Origin of the sequence: Clostridium neuense (assembly GCF_045310695.1) — a bacterium.
Taxonomy (GTDB): Bacteria; Bacillota; Clostridia; order Clostridiales; family Clostridiaceae; genus Clostridium_S; species Clostridium_S neuense.
In genome coordinates this window covers 101,858-118,690 of the sequence record NZ_JBJIAA010000005.1, presented here as the reverse complement: position 1 = coordinate 118,690, position 16,833 = coordinate 101,858, and the positions used below count along the sequence as shown (strand labels likewise).

Below are 16,833 nucleotides of genomic sequence, written 5' to 3'. Positions count from 1 at the left end.
ATTTAGTTTTTGGAGATTATATAATAATGATATGTAAATTGACGCACTATGGAGGTTATACTGTTGCAGGAAGAATATATAAATAATAAAAAAAATATATGTATAGATATAAATGAAGACGCTTGGAATAAAGAAACTTATAATGCCTGGATTGAAAGATTTGGAACCCCTCAAGAAGAAGCTTGTAAAATCCAAAAAAATCCAACCAAAATTTTATCTGTACTTTACAATAAATTTGGAGATGTAAAGGGGAAAAAAATAATGAATCTCATGGGCTCCAACGGAAATAGAGCTGTAGCTCTTGCTGTGCTTGGCGCCGATGTTACTGTAGTTGATTTTTCCGAGGGAAATAAAAGATATGCTCTAGACTTAGCAAAAGAGGCCAATGTAAAAATAGAATATATATTAAGCGATGTGCTTAAACTTGATAACAACTTAGATAGTACATATGACATAGTTTTTGCAGAAATGGGGATAATTCATTACTTTTTAGATTTAAAACCATTTATGAGTTTAGTTTATAGGCTTTTAGCTCCAAATGGAGTGTTTGTTTTGAGAGATTTTCACCCTGTTTCAACAAAGCTTATAACTTCAAGGGGTTCAACCGCAAAAGTGAGAAAGCACAAGGTAACGGGAAATTATTTTGACACAACCTTGGAAGAAAAAGATGCCGCTTATTCAAAATACCTAAATTCAGGTGAAGCCACAAAAGTTTTACTTAGAAAATGGAATCTTGGAGAGATAGTTACAGCTGCCGCAGAAAGTGGGCTTATAATAAAAAGCTTAGATGAGGAACCTAACTTATCCTGTGAGAATTACGATAAGGGGATTCCAAAAACCTTTACGCTTGTGGCAGAGAAAAGATACTTTTGACTTAAAGTTTTTGACTTAAAATTTTTGACTTAAAGCCAAAAACTTTAAGTCAAATAAATTTGAAATAGCCATTGACAGTTAGATATCTAATTGTTATAATCAAATATAGTTAGATATCTAATTGTTAGATTATTGGAGGTATTATAATGGATAAATCTAATTTTTCATTTCAAACTCCTTATTCGGATTTAATAAGATCCATTGGTTTGAAAACAAAGTTTATCGCTGATAAAAAGATAAACGAATTAGGATTAAATTCCCAGCAAGGACGTATGATAGGTTATATATATGAGCATCAAGATGAAGGAATAATTCAAAAGGATTTAGCAGATGCTTTTCAACGTAAAGGTGCAAGTATTACTAGTATGCTTCAGGGATTAGAAAAAAAGGGATACATTGATCGCAGGATTCCCAAAGATAATGAAAGACAGAAAAACATCTATGTATTGCCAAAGGGTGTAGCTTTAATAAATGACTTTAATAAAATATTTTCCGAAGTAGAAGAAAACATAACTAAAAATCTGTCCAAGGAAGAGAAAGAAAGTTTATTATCTTTATTAATGAAAGTAAATAGCAATTTAACTGCAAAGTAACAACACTTTGCTCTAGTGGGCTTATGGCTAAGCCCCAATTTATTTATCCATATAGTTAGAGTTCTAATAATTAGATATTTAATATTTTTATATTGGAGGGATATGAAATGGAAGAAAATATATCAAATGAATATTATTTAAAAAGTGCCTCAATCGGAAAAACAATTGCTCATTTAGCTATTCCTATGATGATTGGTATGTCTGTGAATACAGTATACAATGTTATCAACGCATTTTTTATTGGACTACTAAAAAATACAGAGATGTTAACTGCTGTTACCTTGGGATTGCCTATTTTTACTATCCTAATGGCTTTTGGAAATATGTTTGGAGCAGGAGGCGGAACCTTCATAACTCGTCTTATTGCAAAAAAAGAAATACAAAGAGCGAAAAAAGTGGCGGGATATACTTTTTATAGCAGCCTTATATCTGGAGTCTTACTTGCCATTCTTTCTTTTCTTGCAATCACTCCTATTGTTAAAATCATGGGGGCAGATACTTTAGCCGTTATGAACTACACAAAAAACTACTCCTTAACTATGTTCTTTGGTGGATTTTCAATTGTACTCAACTTTGCTTTAGAGCAAATCGTTAGAGCCGAAGGAGCTTCAAAGGAGTCTATGTATGGAATGTTTATAAGCACAGCTTTAAGCCTAGTTTTTGATCCACTATTTATATTAATATTAAAATTTAATGTTATAGGCGTAGCTCTGTCAATGGTTTTAGCTAATATAGGTTCATCTATATATTACATTTATTACTTAGAAACAAAAAGTGAGCATTTAAAAGGATTTATTAAGCATTTTAAGATTTCTCTTAAAGATAAAATAGAAATATATAAAATAGGTGTTTCTGAATTATTGCTTACGGTTTTTCTCATTATTACAACTCTTCTTTTGAATAATTTTTCAATTGGATATGGCGATAGCGTAGTAGCTGGCTTTGGTATAGCTTTGAGAATTGTACAAGTCCCAGAATTTCTTTCAATGGGTCTGTCACTAGGAATTATCCCTTTAATTGCATATAACTTTTCAAATAATAACTTAACTAGATTAAAGGAAAGCATTAAACAAGCAGCATTATGGGTTTTACTACTATCAGGCACCTTTGTTACTCTAGCTTATATTTTCAGAATGCAAATTATTCATTTATTCTCAAAGGATGCTTCTGTAATTAATATAGGACAATATATTATGCTTGCTATGCTAATTTCTGCATTATTTAACGGTTTTACTACACTATTTACAGGAATTTTTCAAGCTTCGGGTCAAGGAATTTCTTCTACAATTATGTCCGTTACACAAGGTATTCTTTATATACCTACAGTCATTCTACTGCATAATTTCTTTGGACTTCATGGAGTTATCTGGTCCATGACTATCACTGAAATTATAACTTGTATAACTGGATTGATATTATACATCATTTTTAGTTACAAAATAAAAAAGAATAGTTTAAATTAACTACTCTTTTTTATTATAGGTTTATATTTTATTTTCCAGAATCGCTAGAAGTTTTTTGTGAAAGAGCATCAGCTGCTTTTTCCAAATTACCAGTTATAGCATTGGCTAAAGCATCACTTGATTTAATGCGCCATTCTTTTTTATTAGCATCCTTTACTAGCTCTATATTAACCTCATTTGATGTCATAGCCACATTTTTTGCTGAAAGACTTTTAATATAGTAATCCTCAACTAATTTTTTTTCTTTATTTTCATCTACATTTCCACTCATGGCATCTTCAAAAATAGTTGGCATAGTATCATTAGCCATTTTATTCGTTATCTTTACCAAATCTGGTGCTGTAATACTTGCTTTTACTTTAGCTGTGTTGCCTGAAATAGTTGAAGATATAATTTTGTATTTAACTTTTGGAAAAATCTTTTTAATAATTTTACTTCCATCTTCATTATCATTAGAAAGCTTTTTACTATTGTTATTTAAAAATGTAGCTACGGTTTTAAAATCATTTTTATTTAATGCATTAAAAAATCCTTTTACAGCTTCATCGGGCTTTTGTCCACCACATGCAGTTATAGACATAAGCAAGCAAAAACAAGTCATTAAACCTATAAATTTTTTTAAAAATAATTTCATCATATTTCCCCCTTTATTGCTTTTAAAGTATATCACTTTCCACCTTTTATTTGCAAATGAGGAAATTTAATTATCATTTTAAGTTCATAGTAAATACTGTAATCAGTTGACAATGGACAGAGGACAGCGCAGCTGGCACTATAAGTTTTAAGATTTACCTAAGCAAAGCAAAAGGTAAATCCACATTCACTCTACCTTTCAGTTTGTTCATCTATGTTACTTTAATCAATCAAAAAAGTTACCAGCCTTAAACTCATACTGGTAACTCTATATTCCCTTTAATTTAAGATTTTCTGCAGCAACGCGGAGGAAAATCAACCTTAACTGTCAACTGTTTAAAGGCTTCTTCCTTCCAGAACATCTATAGTATTCATTTTTGAAAGAAACCTTAAAGAAGGTATAGAGGAGAAAACTCCAACTGCAGTAGGCACAATAAGGCTTAGAACGATATACCACTTACTATAAACCTCTACAGGAGTACCCTTTGCCTCGCAGTAAACTTGATTAAATATATTCCCACCTATAAAGCTTATTATAATTCCTAAAATAAAGCCCAAAACTATAACAATTAACATTTCCTTAGCCAGCTTAAAGAATATATTTAACTTAGTGTATCCAACTGCGTCAAGTATTGAAAACTCGCTAACTCTATCAAAAAAGTGTATATAATTCATATTACATATGGTAAAGGTTAAAACAGCAATAGTAATAACAAGAACTATAACTGCAAATATATTAAACATAGGAAAAAAACCGCCTATATCAAAATATAGATCTTTATAACTTACTACTGTTATATTCTTATTACTAATTGAATCAAGATAACTATTAACCTTGCCAAGCTTTCCATTCTTAGGAACTATTATTATTGAATTCACAGTACTCTTTACGCTCTGTAGATTTTTAATATGACCAAACGCAATAATGTTTTTTCCAAGGTAAAGTCCTACAATCTTGCATTTTCCTGTTATGCCCTTGTCCACATTTTCATCCAAGTAACTGCCTATTTTAAGGCTTCTACTTTTTGCGTATTCACTATTTACCAATATTTCATTGCTATCTCGTGGAATTCTTCCTTCCTCCAACTTAAAACCAAACTTTTTCATGAGATAACTGGTATCACCTTCACTTACGAAAAATCCTGGTGATCCACAATCAGATATAAGCATCTTCATCCTTAAATTTCTAACTCTATCAGAATATATAATTCTATCTATATCCTTATTAACCTTAAGTTTGTCAATATACTTCTGTTCATTTACTGAAGCTGGGTCTATATTTACATAGGACAGTTTTTCATAAGGACTTAAAATATTATCCTTCATTTGATTTTCAATTCCACCGCCAATTATACATATAAAATACATAAGAAAAACACCGAGTGCCACTACCAAAATTTGTGGAATAAACTTTTTAGGGTTTCCTTTTAGATATAAAAATACACTTAAGGACTTTAACTTCATAAAGCATTCACCCTGCTTTCCTCCACACTCTTTATACTTCCATCCCATACCCTTATTATTTCTTCAGCTCCAGATAATATTGATTCATCATGGGTTACCACTAGAATAGCCGCTTTACCTTTAAACCCCTCCAGCACCTTCATCACCTCAAAAGCATTTTTGTGATCCAAGGATGCTGTTATTTCATCTGCAAAAATTATTTCCGGGTCATTTATAAGTGCCCTTGCAATTGCAACTCTTTGTCTTTGTCCACCAGACATTTTTGCTGGTCTTTTATTGATTTCTCTTTCAAGTCCAAGCTTTATTAAAAGCTCTTTTGCCTTATCTATATCTTCTTTTTTGTTTGAATTTAGCGGAACAAGAACATTTTCAAGAGCAGTAAGATAATTCATTAAGAAATGTCTCTGGAAAATAAATCCAAACTGTTTATTTCTTATTTGAGCCATTTCTTTACCTCTTATATCTTTATATGCTTTTCCTTTATAAATCACCTCACCTGAACTCGGTTTTCTAAGTCCACTTAAAAGATAAAGAAGTGAACTCTTTCCGCTTCCAGATGGTCCAAGTATGCCATAAAAACGGTTTTCTTTTATATTAAGATTTATATTTTTAAGTGCATATGTCTCCTCGTCGTGACCAACATCATAAACTAAATTTACGTCCTTCATTTCTATAAGCATTTTATCCCATCCTCTCTATTATTGATATAGGTTCAACTTTTTCCAGTAGCCTTGAAACTGGTATTATAGAAAAAATAGCTATAAAAAGTGGTATAGACAAAAGCTTTGGGAACAAATCCCACGTAATGAGAAACAAAGCTATTCCTCTTGGATATAAATAAAGTACATTATATATCTTTGCAAAAACAAACAATGCTAAATATCCAAAACCAAAACCAAAGAGAGACGAAATTGCTATTTCTTTAACCATTCTTAATACAATCTTTTCCTTTGTATAACCCATAGCCTTTAAAATCCCTATTTCTGGCCTTCTTCTCATATAGCTTATATATGATGAATTGCCTAAAACCGTTGACATCACTACAATCATTATTATTATTACTAAGTTGAATATTGTATTAAAGCCATTTAAATTATTTATTTCTTCCTTCTGCAAACTTTCATAATTTGAATTTTTAATTCCATCCTTTGAAATAGAATTTATATATTTGTTCATCTCCTTCATTTTTCCCTTTTTAGGGAACACAAAACACATATAATTTTCTTTTTCCAAAGCCTTTGAGTCTACAGCTATAAAGGACACAATATTATCTCCCTTAAGTATTCCATTAACCTTATATTTGCCCGGGAAATAGTCATCTCTTCTAACATCATAGCCAACAAAACTCCCTATGCTTGCATTCTTACATCTTGCTGTATTTTCATTTATCAAAATTTTTTTATCTCCGTTTTTTATATAACTTCCTTTATCAAATTTAAGTCCCATTTTGTTTATCATATACTTTATATCATTTTCATCAGCATAAAAACCTTCATAATCTGCATCTGTACCAAATACACTCCTAATCATATACCGAAAGCTCTCTACTTTTACAACTCTTTCAACAGACGCCTCATTTTCCAACTTCTTTATTACAGCTTTATCTAGAGCCTTTTTATTTTTATATACCAACGTTGCATACTTATATTTTTCATTATTTCTTGCATCGCTGTCATTCATATTAAAGGTATAAAGCTGAATAGCTCCAATAAGCAGTATTGCAAGTCCAATGGAAATCATTATAGCTAGTGAACTTTTTTTATGGCTCTTAAAGTACATTCCATAACTTAAAGGCTTTCTCATCATAATCACTCCTTTATATTTAAATAATACAAAAAATACTTCATATAAAAAAGTAACCGCGGTCATAAATTATATATGACTGCGGTAATATAGTGCAAGCTTAGTTCTATCCTTTATACCTAATTTGCTATAAATGCTACTTACGTAATTTTTTACTGTCCCGTCGCTTATATAAAGTGCGGAAGCTATCTGTCGGTTTGTAAAACCATCGGCTATCATAGAGGCAACCTCCGCTTCTCTTTCCGTAAGAGGAAGTTTAAGCTTTTTCTCTTCAACCTTCTTTTCTTCTTTTACTACTTTTTTGGCAAGAACCTCTGCGACCTTAGTTGGCATTATAAAGGTTCCTTTAATGCAATCCATTATTGCTTGTCTTAATTTCTCTTTTTCAATGTCTTTAAATATATACCCAGACACACCTAAACTAAGAGCATTTAATATATATTCTTCATCATCAAAGGTAGTAAGAAGAAGTATTTTTACCTTTGGGAACTTTTCTCTAATTATTTTTGATGCAGTAACCCCATCCATAACCGGCATCCTTATGTCCATAAGTACTAAATCCGGCATAAACTCTCCAACCAACTTTAAGGCTTCCTCACCATTTTCCCCACATGCTAAAACCTCAATATCTGAAAATGAGTTTAGAATAACCTCAAGACCATCTCTCATTAAGTTTTGATCGTCAACTACAATAACCTTAATCATACTTCGCCCCCATATAGATGAACAACATAAAATAGTGAACTGTGCACTAAGCTAAATTTAGTTTATCGGAATAACCTTAAATTTTAGTTTTCCAGTGACTTATCTACTTCAAAATTTATATATATATTAAACCCCTCATCAATATCTGTAAAAATATCCAGGCTTCCGTTTGCTTCTTTAACTCTTTCCTCCATAGCCGTAAGTCCAAAGCCTTTTTTAAAGTTACTTAACCCTTTTCCGTTGTTTTCAAGAGAAAATCTTAATAACTCCTTATCATACTTAAGCTTAAACAAAAATGCGGTTGCAGCTCCATGTCTTATACCGTTACTTATTCCTTCTTGAAGTGCTCTAAAAATACATCTTTTAACTATTTCTTTTTCTCCGTTAAAATCATCTATGTCATACCTTATTATAACATTTGTATGAAGAATTGTATTTTTTATGAGTTCAATAACTTCATTATAATAATTAATTTGACTTTTATCCAAGGCTCTAACAGAAGTCCTAACCTGTCTTAAACCCTTTCTAACCTGCTCCAATGCAGAGGTTAATTTATTTGAAGCTTCTTTCTTATCTTCCTCCATAAGTACCTTGCTGGCTTCCATTTCAACAAGTGCTGTGGTAAGAGTATGTCCCACAGTATCGTGAATTTCCCTTGCAAGCCTATTTTTTGTATCCATAACAATATAGTCTTCGTTTTTCCTATATGCCTCACGAATTTTTTCAAAAGAAGCTTCAAGTTCAATATTCTTTATACTAAGGCCATCCTTTGCTGCCTCCAGTTTGTTGTTAATATTGCATATATACTTTAAAAGGTACAAAATCGTAACTACAAAAAAATATATCACAAAATTATAAAACTCAAGTTTATACACAGTTACTATACCAATACCCTTAAATTTACAGTAATTAATATAAAAAGTTAAAGCATACAGCATTCCAGAATAGAATAATGAATATATGCCATACACTCTAAAAATAACATCATATATTATTACGAAATAAAAAAGCACAAAACTAGTACCATTATCAATTTGTCCAAGCATAAAAATGAGTGCTGTTTGAACCAAAACATATAAAATATATAGTTTTTTTCTTTGCCCCTCTCCAATTATCTGCCGGATTGTAAAAATCAGGATTATAGCAAAGCTAAAAAACATTGTATTCCATGGATTTTCTATATCTTCTATAGAACACACCAAAAGCCCTGTAGTTAATATTATGTATGCAATAATAACAAGATAATTTTTTATCTTATTATTCATATAATTACTTCCTTTAACCTATAGGTATACAACCTGAAAGATTTAAATTCACAATACCCAAATTTATACTGTTAAGTTATGGTTTCACTCAGAGTACAACAACAGAGTACAGTCACTGTCCTCTGCCAATTGTACTCTGTACTCTAAGTTAAATTATAAATTTTAAGGATAAACTTGGTATTATCAATTTTAACATTCCATTTTGTCTATCTTTATATAAGCTTCAGCTTTTCCATAACCTCAACGAATTTTTTAGTATCTATAGGCTTAGATGCATACGCGTCACACCCATACTCAAAGGCACTTTTAACTAAATCCGTTTCACCTAAAGCTGTGACCATTATTATTTTAGCACATTTTTCAGCTTCCAGCCCTCTTTGAGTTTCTAAATCCCTAATGGCTTTTAATACCTTAACCCCATCAACCTTAGGCATCATTATGTCAAGACAAATAAGATCATATGGTTTATTTTCTTTAAGAGAAAGCATATAGGCATCTATAGTTTCCATGCCATCAACTACAATATCACATTCCCCATATTCCGAAAGAAACCTACTTAAAAACTTACGACTAGCAAAATCATCTTCTGCAATCAATATTTTTAGCATGCTTATTCCTCCTTTAACAATTTCTTACAAGATTCAAATTTATTAAGAATTTCTTTTGTATACTCATTAGCTTTTTCTACATCTTCACGCCTAGCCGCCAGCTCTATTTTAAAAGCCACATCCTTCATATCCTGATTATCAATGTCATTGCACATATTTTTAATATCGTGAGATACATTTTCTATTTCCTCAAAATTGCTGCTTCCTAAAGTTTGTACAAGCTTCTCCAATTTTATAGATATGTCTTTAACCTTGGAATTTAGCTTTTCTTCCTTAACCGCCTGGATTTTATCCACAAACTCGATTTCTCCAGAATTATTTAAAACTACTTTTTTGCTGATATTCTTAAAGAATATTTTTTCTATTGCACCAAATAGTTCATTCATCTTTATAGGCTTTGCAACATAATCATCCATACCTATAGATATAAATTTTTCCCTATCCACTCTTAGCGCAAAAGCAGTAATGGCTATAATAGGAGTATGCGCTTTTGTACCCTCCATTTTTCTTATCTGCTTTGTAGCCTCTATTCCATCCATTAAGGGCATTTGAATATCCATGAGTATAACATCATATTTAACCTTTTCCACCATACTTACAGCCTCTAAACCATTGCCTGCTTTATCAACCTCATAGCCTTTTTCCTCAAGCATTCTTGAAATCACAGTTAAATTGACAGCAGCATCATCAACAACTAACAAATGCATTCTTTTATTGTTTCTTACTAGCTTGTACTCTATTTTATCATGTTCAATAATCTCAGTTCCCAATTTAAATTTAGCGGTAAAATAAAATGAAGTTCCTTCACCTTCTGTGCTCTGAAACCATATGTTTCCCCCCATTTTATTTATAAGCTTTTTGCATATTACAAGTCCTAACCCGCTACCTCCAAATCTTCTTGTTATGGACCCATCTACCTGACTAAAGCTTTTGAAAAGCTTGCTCCTCCCGTTAGAACTTATTCCTATTCCAGTATCGGAAATGATAAATTTAAGCTCTACTGTATCCCTTTTAATTTCAACGGGTTGTACAGTTAACTTAACGGATCCCTTCTCTGTAAATTTAATTGAATTGTTTATAAGATTATTCAAAACCTGCCTTAGTCTTGTTGGATCTCCTATTATGTACTTTGGTATTTCATTAGAAAAGTTATATTTAAAATCTAAGCCCTTGCTTGCAGCCTGGATTATATGAGCCTTTAATGCCCCATTTATCATTTTTTCTATATTAAAATTGATTTTCTCCATCTCAAGCTTTCCTGCTTCTATTTTTGAAAAATCCAGTACGTCATTTATGACCTTAAGCAAAGAATCTGAGCAATCCTTTGCAATTTTAAGATTTTCTCTTTGTTCTTCATTGAGGTTTGTAAGCAGCGTAAGATCTATCATTCCTATAATACCATTTAGCGGTGTTCTAATTTCATGGCTCATATTTGCTAAAAATTCGCTCTTAGCTTTATTTGCGGTTTCTGCTGCTACCTTTGCCTTTTGCAAGTTGATTTCTATCATTTTTCTATTGGTTATATCTGCAATTGATAAGATAGCATTATTTACGCCATTTATAATGATATTAGACGCACTTATACTTAAATATAATTCTACTTCCCTACCATTATTCCAGAACACCTTGCTAAACTCACCATCAACATTTTTTTCTCCCTTTAATGCACTTCTAATTGCCTGATTAAGGTTACACATTATACACTTAGGTGTAGAACCGCATCCATATTTATTTAAAACGGCATCCTTGCAGCAAATACCTTCACCAAACTTTTTATTGATTATGTCTTCTCTGTTTTTACCAAATAACCTAAGTGCGGAATCATTAATCATAGTTACCATCATATCCTGATCTATTAAAATCATACCCACAAAGCTAGAATAAAATATTAATTTTAAGTTATTTCTTTCCTCTTCCATTTTCTTTTCAATACTCATTATTCTAGATATGTCCCTAAAAACTATGACAACGCCCTTAATTTTGCCGCTCTTGTCCCTTATTGGTGAACTATTTGCTGACAAGTACTTTCTTAAGCCTTCTTTAGTTATTAACATTGTATTTTTGTTAAGTCCTACAGAACCTTCCTTCTTTAGTGCAAGATCAACAGGATTTTCCTCTAAAACACCAGTATAAGCATTAATGAAATGAAAGGTATCTTGAAATCTTGCACCACTGACTTCTTCACTTTTCCATCCTGTTAATCTTTCTGCAGAAGAATTCATAAATTCAATATAACCATTTATATCTGTAATAATTAATCCATCACCTATACTAAATAATGCTTCTTCGATTAAATCCATATGATTCACCTACTCTTTTCTATACACTGCGGGCCTAACATACTTATATTTGCTTTCGTCTCTGCTGATTGATTCCGAATGACCTATAAAAAGATATCCTCCTGGTTCGGTTAAATCATAGAACTTATTTATTAGCTCTATCTTAGTCTTATTATCAAAGTATATCATTACATTTCTACAAAATATAGCGTGAAACTTTTTCCTAAAAGGGAAAGCCCTACTCATAAGGTTTAGCCTTCTATATATAACTTGATTTTTAATGCTATCCATAATACTGTAGTTTTCAGCATCAAGTTTCTTTAGATAATTCATTTTCCATAGACTTGGCAAAGGCTTTACACTTTCACTGCTGTATATTCCCTTTTTAGCAATACTAAGAACCTTTGTTGATAAATCTGTAGCCAATATCTTTGTATCCCAGGTTGCTTTTTCATTACCAAAAAACTCATCTAGTATCATAGCAATTGTATAAGCTTCCTCACCAGAAGAACATGCCGAACACCAGATACGTAAATCATTATCCTTTATTTGTCTTTTTAAATACGGTAGAACTTCATCCTTAAAATAGTAAAAATGGTCTTGCTCCCTCATGAAGAAAGTGTGATTGGTAGTAATTGTATTGACAAAACTTACTATTTTGTCTCCAGACTTGTCCTCTAAAATTTTTCTATAATACTGTGTAAAATTATCACACTTTTCTTCATATAAATTTTTTTCAAGTTTACTTTCCAATATACTTTTCTTTTCTCGTTTTATAGATATACCAAAGTTTTCTTTTATAAATCCGGATAGCTTTTGAAATTCCATTTCAGTCATATGCATAAAAATCGCCACCTTTAGTACTTTCCAAACTCCCTGTCACTTAAATCTATACTGTCAGTTTTTGAAACAGCAGCTTCCTTTGCAGCCCCATTATTTTTGTTCATAGCTTTTAACATATTTAAAACTTCTGGATTAATATCTTTTTCACTATGTTTCTCCGAAAAAACATCTAACTTTTTCAGCTTAAATTGCAAAACTTGTTCCTGTAAAAACTTTGCTTGCTCTGCAAGTTCCTCACTAGCCGCAGCACTTTGTTCTGAGGTTGCTGAATTTTCTTGAACTACCTGAGATACTTGAATTACCCCTTGGTTTATCTGCTGAAGTGCTGATGACTGCTCTGTAGATGCTACAGATATTTGATTTATAAATTCTGATACCTTTGCAATGCCTGTTACAATTTCATCTAAAGCCTGTGCAGTTTCATTTGCAATTTTAGTACCACTCTCTACCTTTTTAATAGAATTCTCTATCATTTCTGTTGTCTCTTTAGCTGCACTTGCAGATCTAGCTGCTAAATTTCTAACCTCTTCTGCAACTACTGCAAATCCTTTACCATGCTGCCCTGCCCTTGCTGCTTCTACAGCGGCATTTAATGCAAGAATATTCGTTTGAAAAGCAATATCATCTATTACTTTAATTATCTTTGATATATTTCCTGAAGAAGCATTTATCTCTTCCATGCTTACAAGCATCTGCTGCATCTGCTCGTTTCCATTTTCAGCATTTTCCTTTACAGATGAAGATAATTCATCAGCTTCTTTAGCATTATCAGCATTAAGCTTAGTTTGAGAAGATATTTCTTCAATTGAAGATGTCAACTCTTCTACTGAACTTGCCTGCTCAGCTGCTCCTTGAGAAAGAGCAATACTTGAGTCCGATACCTGTTTAGAACCTATTGCTACTTGATTAGAAGAAACATTAATATTATTTAACACTTCATTAAGTTTATTGGCCATTGTTTGAAATGATCTTGCTAAAGCTCCAATCTCATCCTTAGACCCTAAATTTATATTTACATCGAGATTACCAACTGCTATTTCATCTGCTTCCTTAATGAGTTTCTTTATAGGTTTGCTTATAGATTGTGATATGATTACTCCAAGAATCATTGCTAATATTATGCCTACCACCATAAACACTAAAGTTATCATCCTATTTGTACTTGCAGTTTTATCATTATTTTCAGAGGTTAATTTAGCATTTTGGCTTTTTAAAGTTGAAATCTTCTTTAATGCTTTTTCAACATTATCTTGAGCCGTTCTAAGTGTAGAATATGTCATTACCATTGCTTCTTGATCTTTTCTATTTTCCTTTAATTCCATAACCTGCTGTGCAGCGTCCATGAACTTTTCTTTAGAACTTTTGAGTTCGTCAGTGGCTGTTTTTCCAGCCTGAGTAAGTAAATTTTTATAAAATTCATTAAGCTCTCTATCAAAATTTGTACTATAGCTATCAACTTCTGTCTTATATTTTTTTATGTCTTCTAGCTTACTTGATAAAAGAACATCCTTTACTCTAGATCTAATAGCCCCAAAATCATATGCCATTGTAACAAGCTGATCTAATGGTTGAACATTTTTTTCGTACATCTGTATATCTGCTTTGTTAAGATTATCTATATTTATAATACCAATAGTACCTATTACCGCTGAAATCAAGGCAACAATTATAAAACTTACTAAAAGCCTTACACTTATTTTCAAATTCCTAAAAAAGTTCATTATTAGTCCCCCAATACTATTTATTTATATACTGCTTAGACTTTTGATGTCATTGTACTTAAGTAATTTATTACAATCTAATATAAGCTTTATCCCATTGTTTGTTTTTCCAATAGCTTTTATATATTCATTGTTATACCTACTTATATCAGGAGGATCTACTATTTCAGAATCTGGTATACTTACCACCTCTGATACACTATCTACAATAAGCCCCATAAAAATATCTCCCATTTGAATAATTACAATGCACGTCCTATCATTATATTCTTTTTCTTCCTTTTTAAATCTTAACCTTACATCCATTACAGGTATAATTTTCCCCCTAAGATTTATTATACCTTTTATGTAATCAGGTAACTCCGGAACTTTACTTATATCCTGTATTACAATTATTTCTATAACATATTTTATCTCTATGCCATAAAACTCATTTTGCAGCATAAAGGTTAAAAACTTTCCCTTTTGTGTATCTTCTTCATCTAACAAGTCAATATCATAAACTTCAGGCATTTCTATCCCCCCTTTAAGCGCGCTGTTGTATTATTCCAGCAACATCTATTATTAGGCTAATACTCCCATTACCTAAAAGCGTACATCCAGACAATCCATCTATCTTTTTTATATTTTTTATATAGCTTGGCAATGCCTTTATTACTACTTGCTGCTGTCCTACCAATTCATCTACAAATAAGCACGCTATCTTATCATCCTGCTCAACAACAATAATTATGCCACGGCTCAAATCATCTATATCAGTCTTAATATCATATATCTCATGAATACGAAAAACCGTATAACATTCCCCTCTTATCATCACCATTTCATTACCATTTAAGTCTTTTATTATATCTTCATTTTTGGGTCTAAAGGACTGTCTTATGTTGCTTATTGGTATGGTATAATATGAATCTCCAACCTTTACATTCATTCCATCTATAATCGCCAAAGTAAGTGGTATTTTTAGCGTAAATATAGTTCCTTCTCCCTCAGTACTATTAACGTACGTATATCCACCAATCTCCGAAAGATTTCTTGAAACTACATCCATTCCAACACCCCTACCGCTGAATTCCGTTACATTATCGTTAGTAGAGAAACCTGGTAAAAATATTAGATTATAGATCTCGTTATCACTCATTTCTTCTTGTGACTTTGTGAGCATATTATTTTTCACTGCCTTTTCTAATATTTTTTCCTTATTTAGCCCTGCCCCATCATCACTGATGGTTATAATAACGTAGCTTCCAAGATTTTTTGCCTCTATTGTAATTAATCCTTCTTCTGACTTTCCAGACTTTACTCTATCCTCTTTTGTTTCTATTCCGTGATCCACACAATTTCTAACAAGATGCATCAACGGATCGGATATGTGCTCTATTATATTTTTATCAACCTCAGTATCTTCACCTATAAGCTTTAATTTAACCTCTTTATCAAGCTTCTTTTTCATATCTCTAACGACACGATTCATCTTATTTAGTGTTGGAGCAAGAGGTACCATTCTTATGGACATTACTATGTCCTGCAATTCACTTGTTATCTTATGTAATTGGCGTGCAGATTTTTTAAAGTTTTCTAACTCAAGCCCATATAAATCAGGATTTTGAATTACCATAGCTTCTGCAATAACCATTTCTCCAACTAGATCCATAAGTTTGTCCACTTTTTTAATATTAACACTTATCATTTCCTGAACACCGCTGTTATGAGCTTCTGAAGAACTTTTCTTCTCTACCACCACAGGCTTTTTTATAGGACTCTCTTTTATATTTTCCTTAACACTTTTATTGAATTGCTTAAACTCATCATCATCTTCAAGCTTCACTAATTCAAGCTTTCTTAACATCACAGTTTGATTTAAAATTTCGCTTACTTCCTCATAGGCTTTATCTGTCTTAAAGATAACTTGAAAACCACTTTCTCTTATTACTTTAGCGGTATCATCATCTTCTATAATATCTTCTGGCAAATAATGTACTTCGTCAGTAAACTCTTTAATACTGCTTATAACTGTGTATGCCCTTATGTTTTCCATTTCGCAATCATCATCAAAGAATATTACTGCTTTATAAGTATTATTGCTAAGTAAAACATTCTTTTTATCTGATTCTATATAGTACTGCTGTTTAGTATTGCTTTTTTCTGTTTTTTCTTCAACAACCTCAGTAGAATTTCCTTTTAACTTTTCTAAGAACTTATGATTTTGGTCTATAAGCTCACTGCTCTTTCCATCAACTTCATCACCATTCTTTATCTTTTCTAACTCAACCTTTATGAAATCAATACTTTCAAATAGTAAATCCGCTAAAGCTGAATAATCAACATTTTCAGGATTATTTTCCCTAAAAAAATAAAAAATATCTTCCATTGAATGAGCGAGAGTAGATACATCATTAAAAAGCATCATTGCTGACGACCCTTTAATGGTATGCATTATTCTAAAAATTTCATTAATGTCTTCATTTGAATAACCGTTTGAATTTTCATTGTCTAAAATTATTGCCTCTAGTTGATCTATAAATTGGGATGTTTCAAATATATACATCTCCAGCATAGGCTCATTTGAAGATTCTGACAATT

The 16,833-nt window shown here is 31.6% G+C and carries 15 protein-coding genes; 3 read left to right on the top strand and 12 right to left on the bottom strand.

The features are described 5' to 3' along the window. Positions 1–63: 63 nt before the first annotated feature. The 3 genes from ACJDT4_RS07195 to ACJDT4_RS07185 all read left to right on the top strand — a co-directional run bounded on the left by ACJDT4_RS07195 (position 64) and on the right by ACJDT4_RS07185 (position 2,929). Positions 64–873 carry a class I SAM-dependent methyltransferase gene (locus ACJDT4_RS07195; protein WP_406786871.1) on the top strand — a complete coding sequence of 270 codons (810 nt, stop codon included), beginning with the start codon at positions 64–66 and terminating at the stop codon, positions 871–873. A 146-nt stretch (positions 874–1,019) separates the two neighbouring features. Continuing rightward, entirely contained in the window at positions 1,020–1,466 is a 447-nt protein-coding gene (locus ACJDT4_RS07190; protein ID WP_406786870.1) for a MarR family winged helix-turn-helix transcriptional regulator, read from the top strand. 107 nt (positions 1,467–1,573) lie between these two features. After that, positions 1,574–2,929, top strand: coding sequence for an MATE family efflux transporter (locus ACJDT4_RS07185; RefSeq protein WP_406786869.1), 1,356 nt, complete (start codon positions 1,574–1,576; stop codon positions 2,927–2,929). A gap of 28 nt (positions 2,930–2,957) precedes the next feature. Here the strand turns inward: ACJDT4_RS07185 and ACJDT4_RS07180 are convergent, their stop codons facing one another. The 12 genes from ACJDT4_RS07180 to ACJDT4_RS07125 form a co-directional block, all read right to left on the bottom strand. Continuing rightward, on the bottom strand, positions 2,958–3,563 hold the full coding sequence (locus ACJDT4_RS07180; protein ID WP_406786868.1) for a hypothetical protein: 606 nt from the start codon (positions 3,561–3,563) through the stop codon (positions 2,958–2,960). A gap of 335 nt (positions 3,564–3,898) precedes the next feature. Beyond that, positions 3,899–5,026 carry an ABC transporter permease gene (locus ACJDT4_RS07175; RefSeq protein WP_406786867.1) on the bottom strand — a complete coding sequence of 376 codons (1,128 nt, stop codon included), beginning with the start codon at positions 5,024–5,026 and terminating at the stop codon, positions 3,899–3,901. After that, complete coding sequence (locus ACJDT4_RS07170; protein ID WP_406786866.1) at positions 5,023–5,706, bottom strand: ABC transporter ATP-binding protein; 684 nt, start codon at positions 5,704–5,706, stop codon at positions 5,023–5,025. Before ACJDT4_RS07170 ends, ACJDT4_RS07175 begins: the two co-directional genes overlap by 4 nt. 1 nt (position 5,707) lies before the next feature. Then, positions 5,708–6,829 (bottom strand): ABC transporter permease, encoded by a 1,122-nt coding sequence (locus ACJDT4_RS07165; RefSeq protein WP_406786865.1) that lies wholly within the window; start codon positions 6,827–6,829, stop codon positions 5,708–5,710. A 69-nt stretch (positions 6,830–6,898) separates the two neighbouring features. Further along, positions 6,899–7,534 (bottom strand): response regulator transcription factor, encoded by a 636-nt coding sequence (locus tag ACJDT4_RS07160; protein ID WP_406786864.1) that lies wholly within the window; start codon positions 7,532–7,534, stop codon positions 6,899–6,901. A gap of 83 nt (positions 7,535–7,617) precedes the next feature. Beyond that, positions 7,618–8,799 carry a sensor histidine kinase gene (locus tag ACJDT4_RS07155; RefSeq protein ID WP_406786863.1) on the bottom strand — a complete coding sequence of 394 codons (1,182 nt, stop codon included), beginning with the start codon at positions 8,797–8,799 and terminating at the stop codon, positions 7,618–7,620. Between the two features lie 212 nt (positions 8,800–9,011). After that, on the bottom strand, positions 9,012–9,407 hold the full coding sequence (locus ACJDT4_RS07150) for a response regulator (protein WP_406786862.1): 396 nt from the start codon (positions 9,405–9,407) through the stop codon (positions 9,012–9,014). A gap of 2 nt (positions 9,408–9,409) precedes the next feature. Next, positions 9,410–11,707, bottom strand: coding sequence for a response regulator (locus tag ACJDT4_RS07145; protein WP_406786861.1), 2,298 nt, complete (start codon positions 11,705–11,707; stop codon positions 9,410–9,412). A 9-nt stretch (positions 11,708–11,716) separates the two neighbouring features. Then, positions 11,717–12,529 (bottom strand): CheR family methyltransferase, encoded by an 813-nt coding sequence (locus tag ACJDT4_RS07140; RefSeq protein WP_406786860.1) that lies wholly within the window; start codon positions 12,527–12,529, stop codon positions 11,717–11,719. Between the two features lie 14 nt (positions 12,530–12,543). After that, the gene (locus ACJDT4_RS07135) at positions 12,544–14,250 is read right to left on the bottom strand and encodes a methyl-accepting chemotaxis protein (RefSeq protein ID WP_406786859.1); all 1,707 of its coding nucleotides are present in this window, start codon (positions 14,248–14,250) and stop codon (positions 12,544–12,546) included. A 24-nt stretch (positions 14,251–14,274) separates the two neighbouring features. Continuing rightward, positions 14,275–14,763 carry a chemotaxis protein CheW gene (locus ACJDT4_RS07130; protein ID WP_406786858.1) on the bottom strand — a complete coding sequence of 163 codons (489 nt, stop codon included), beginning with the start codon at positions 14,761–14,763 and terminating at the stop codon, positions 14,275–14,277. Between the two features lie 13 nt (positions 14,764–14,776). Then, a complete protein-coding gene (locus ACJDT4_RS07125) occupies positions 14,777–16,807 on the bottom strand; it encodes a chemotaxis protein CheW (RefSeq protein WP_406787010.1) in 2,031 nt (676 codons plus the stop codon). Positions 16,808–16,833 lie beyond the last annotated feature (26 nt).

Coding starts and splice junctions, on each gene's coding strand:
- ACJDT4_RS07190 (WP_406786870.1), top strand. CDS start 1,020: ATGGATAAATCTAATTTTTCATTTCAAACTCCTTATTCGGATTTAATA.
- ACJDT4_RS07185 (WP_406786869.1), top strand. CDS start 1,574: ATGGAAGAAAATATATCAAATGAATATTATTTAAAAAGTGCCTCAATC.
- ACJDT4_RS07180 (WP_406786868.1), bottom strand. CDS start 3,563: ATGAAATTATTTTTAAAAAAATTTATAGGTTTAATGACTTGTTTTTGC.
- ACJDT4_RS07175 (WP_406786867.1), bottom strand. CDS start 5,026: ATGAAGTTAAAGTCCTTAAGTGTATTTTTATATCTAAAAGGAAACCCT.
- ACJDT4_RS07170 (WP_406786866.1), bottom strand. CDS start 5,706: ATGCTTATAGAAATGAAGGACGTAAATTTAGTTTATGATGTTGGTCAC.
- ACJDT4_RS07165 (WP_406786865.1), bottom strand. CDS start 6,829: ATGAGAAAGCCTTTAAGTTATGGAATGTACTTTAAGAGCCATAAAAAA.
- ACJDT4_RS07160 (WP_406786864.1), bottom strand. CDS start 7,534: ATGATTAAGGTTATTGTAGTTGACGATCAAAACTTAATGAGAGATGGT.
- ACJDT4_RS07155 (WP_406786863.1), bottom strand. CDS start 8,799: ATGAATAATAAGATAAAAAATTATCTTGTTATTATTGCATACATAATA.
- ACJDT4_RS07150 (WP_406786862.1), bottom strand. CDS start 9,407: ATGCTAAAAATATTGATTGCAGAAGATGATTTTGCTAGTCGTAAGTTT.
- ACJDT4_RS07145 (WP_406786861.1), bottom strand. CDS start 11,707: ATGGATTTAATCGAAGAAGCATTATTTAGTATAGGTGATGGATTAATT.
- ACJDT4_RS07140 (WP_406786860.1), bottom strand. CDS start 12,529: ATGCATATGACTGAAATGGAATTTCAAAAGCTATCCGGATTTATAAAA.
- ACJDT4_RS07135 (WP_406786859.1), bottom strand. CDS start 14,250: ATGAACTTTTTTAGGAATTTGAAAATAAGTGTAAGGCTTTTAGTAAGT.
- ACJDT4_RS07130 (WP_406786858.1), bottom strand. CDS start 14,763: ATGCCTGAAGTTTATGATATTGACTTGTTAGATGAAGAAGATACACAA.
- ACJDT4_RS07125 (WP_406787010.1), bottom strand. CDS start 16,807: ATGCTGGAGATGTATATATTTGAAACATCCCAATTTATAGATCAACTA.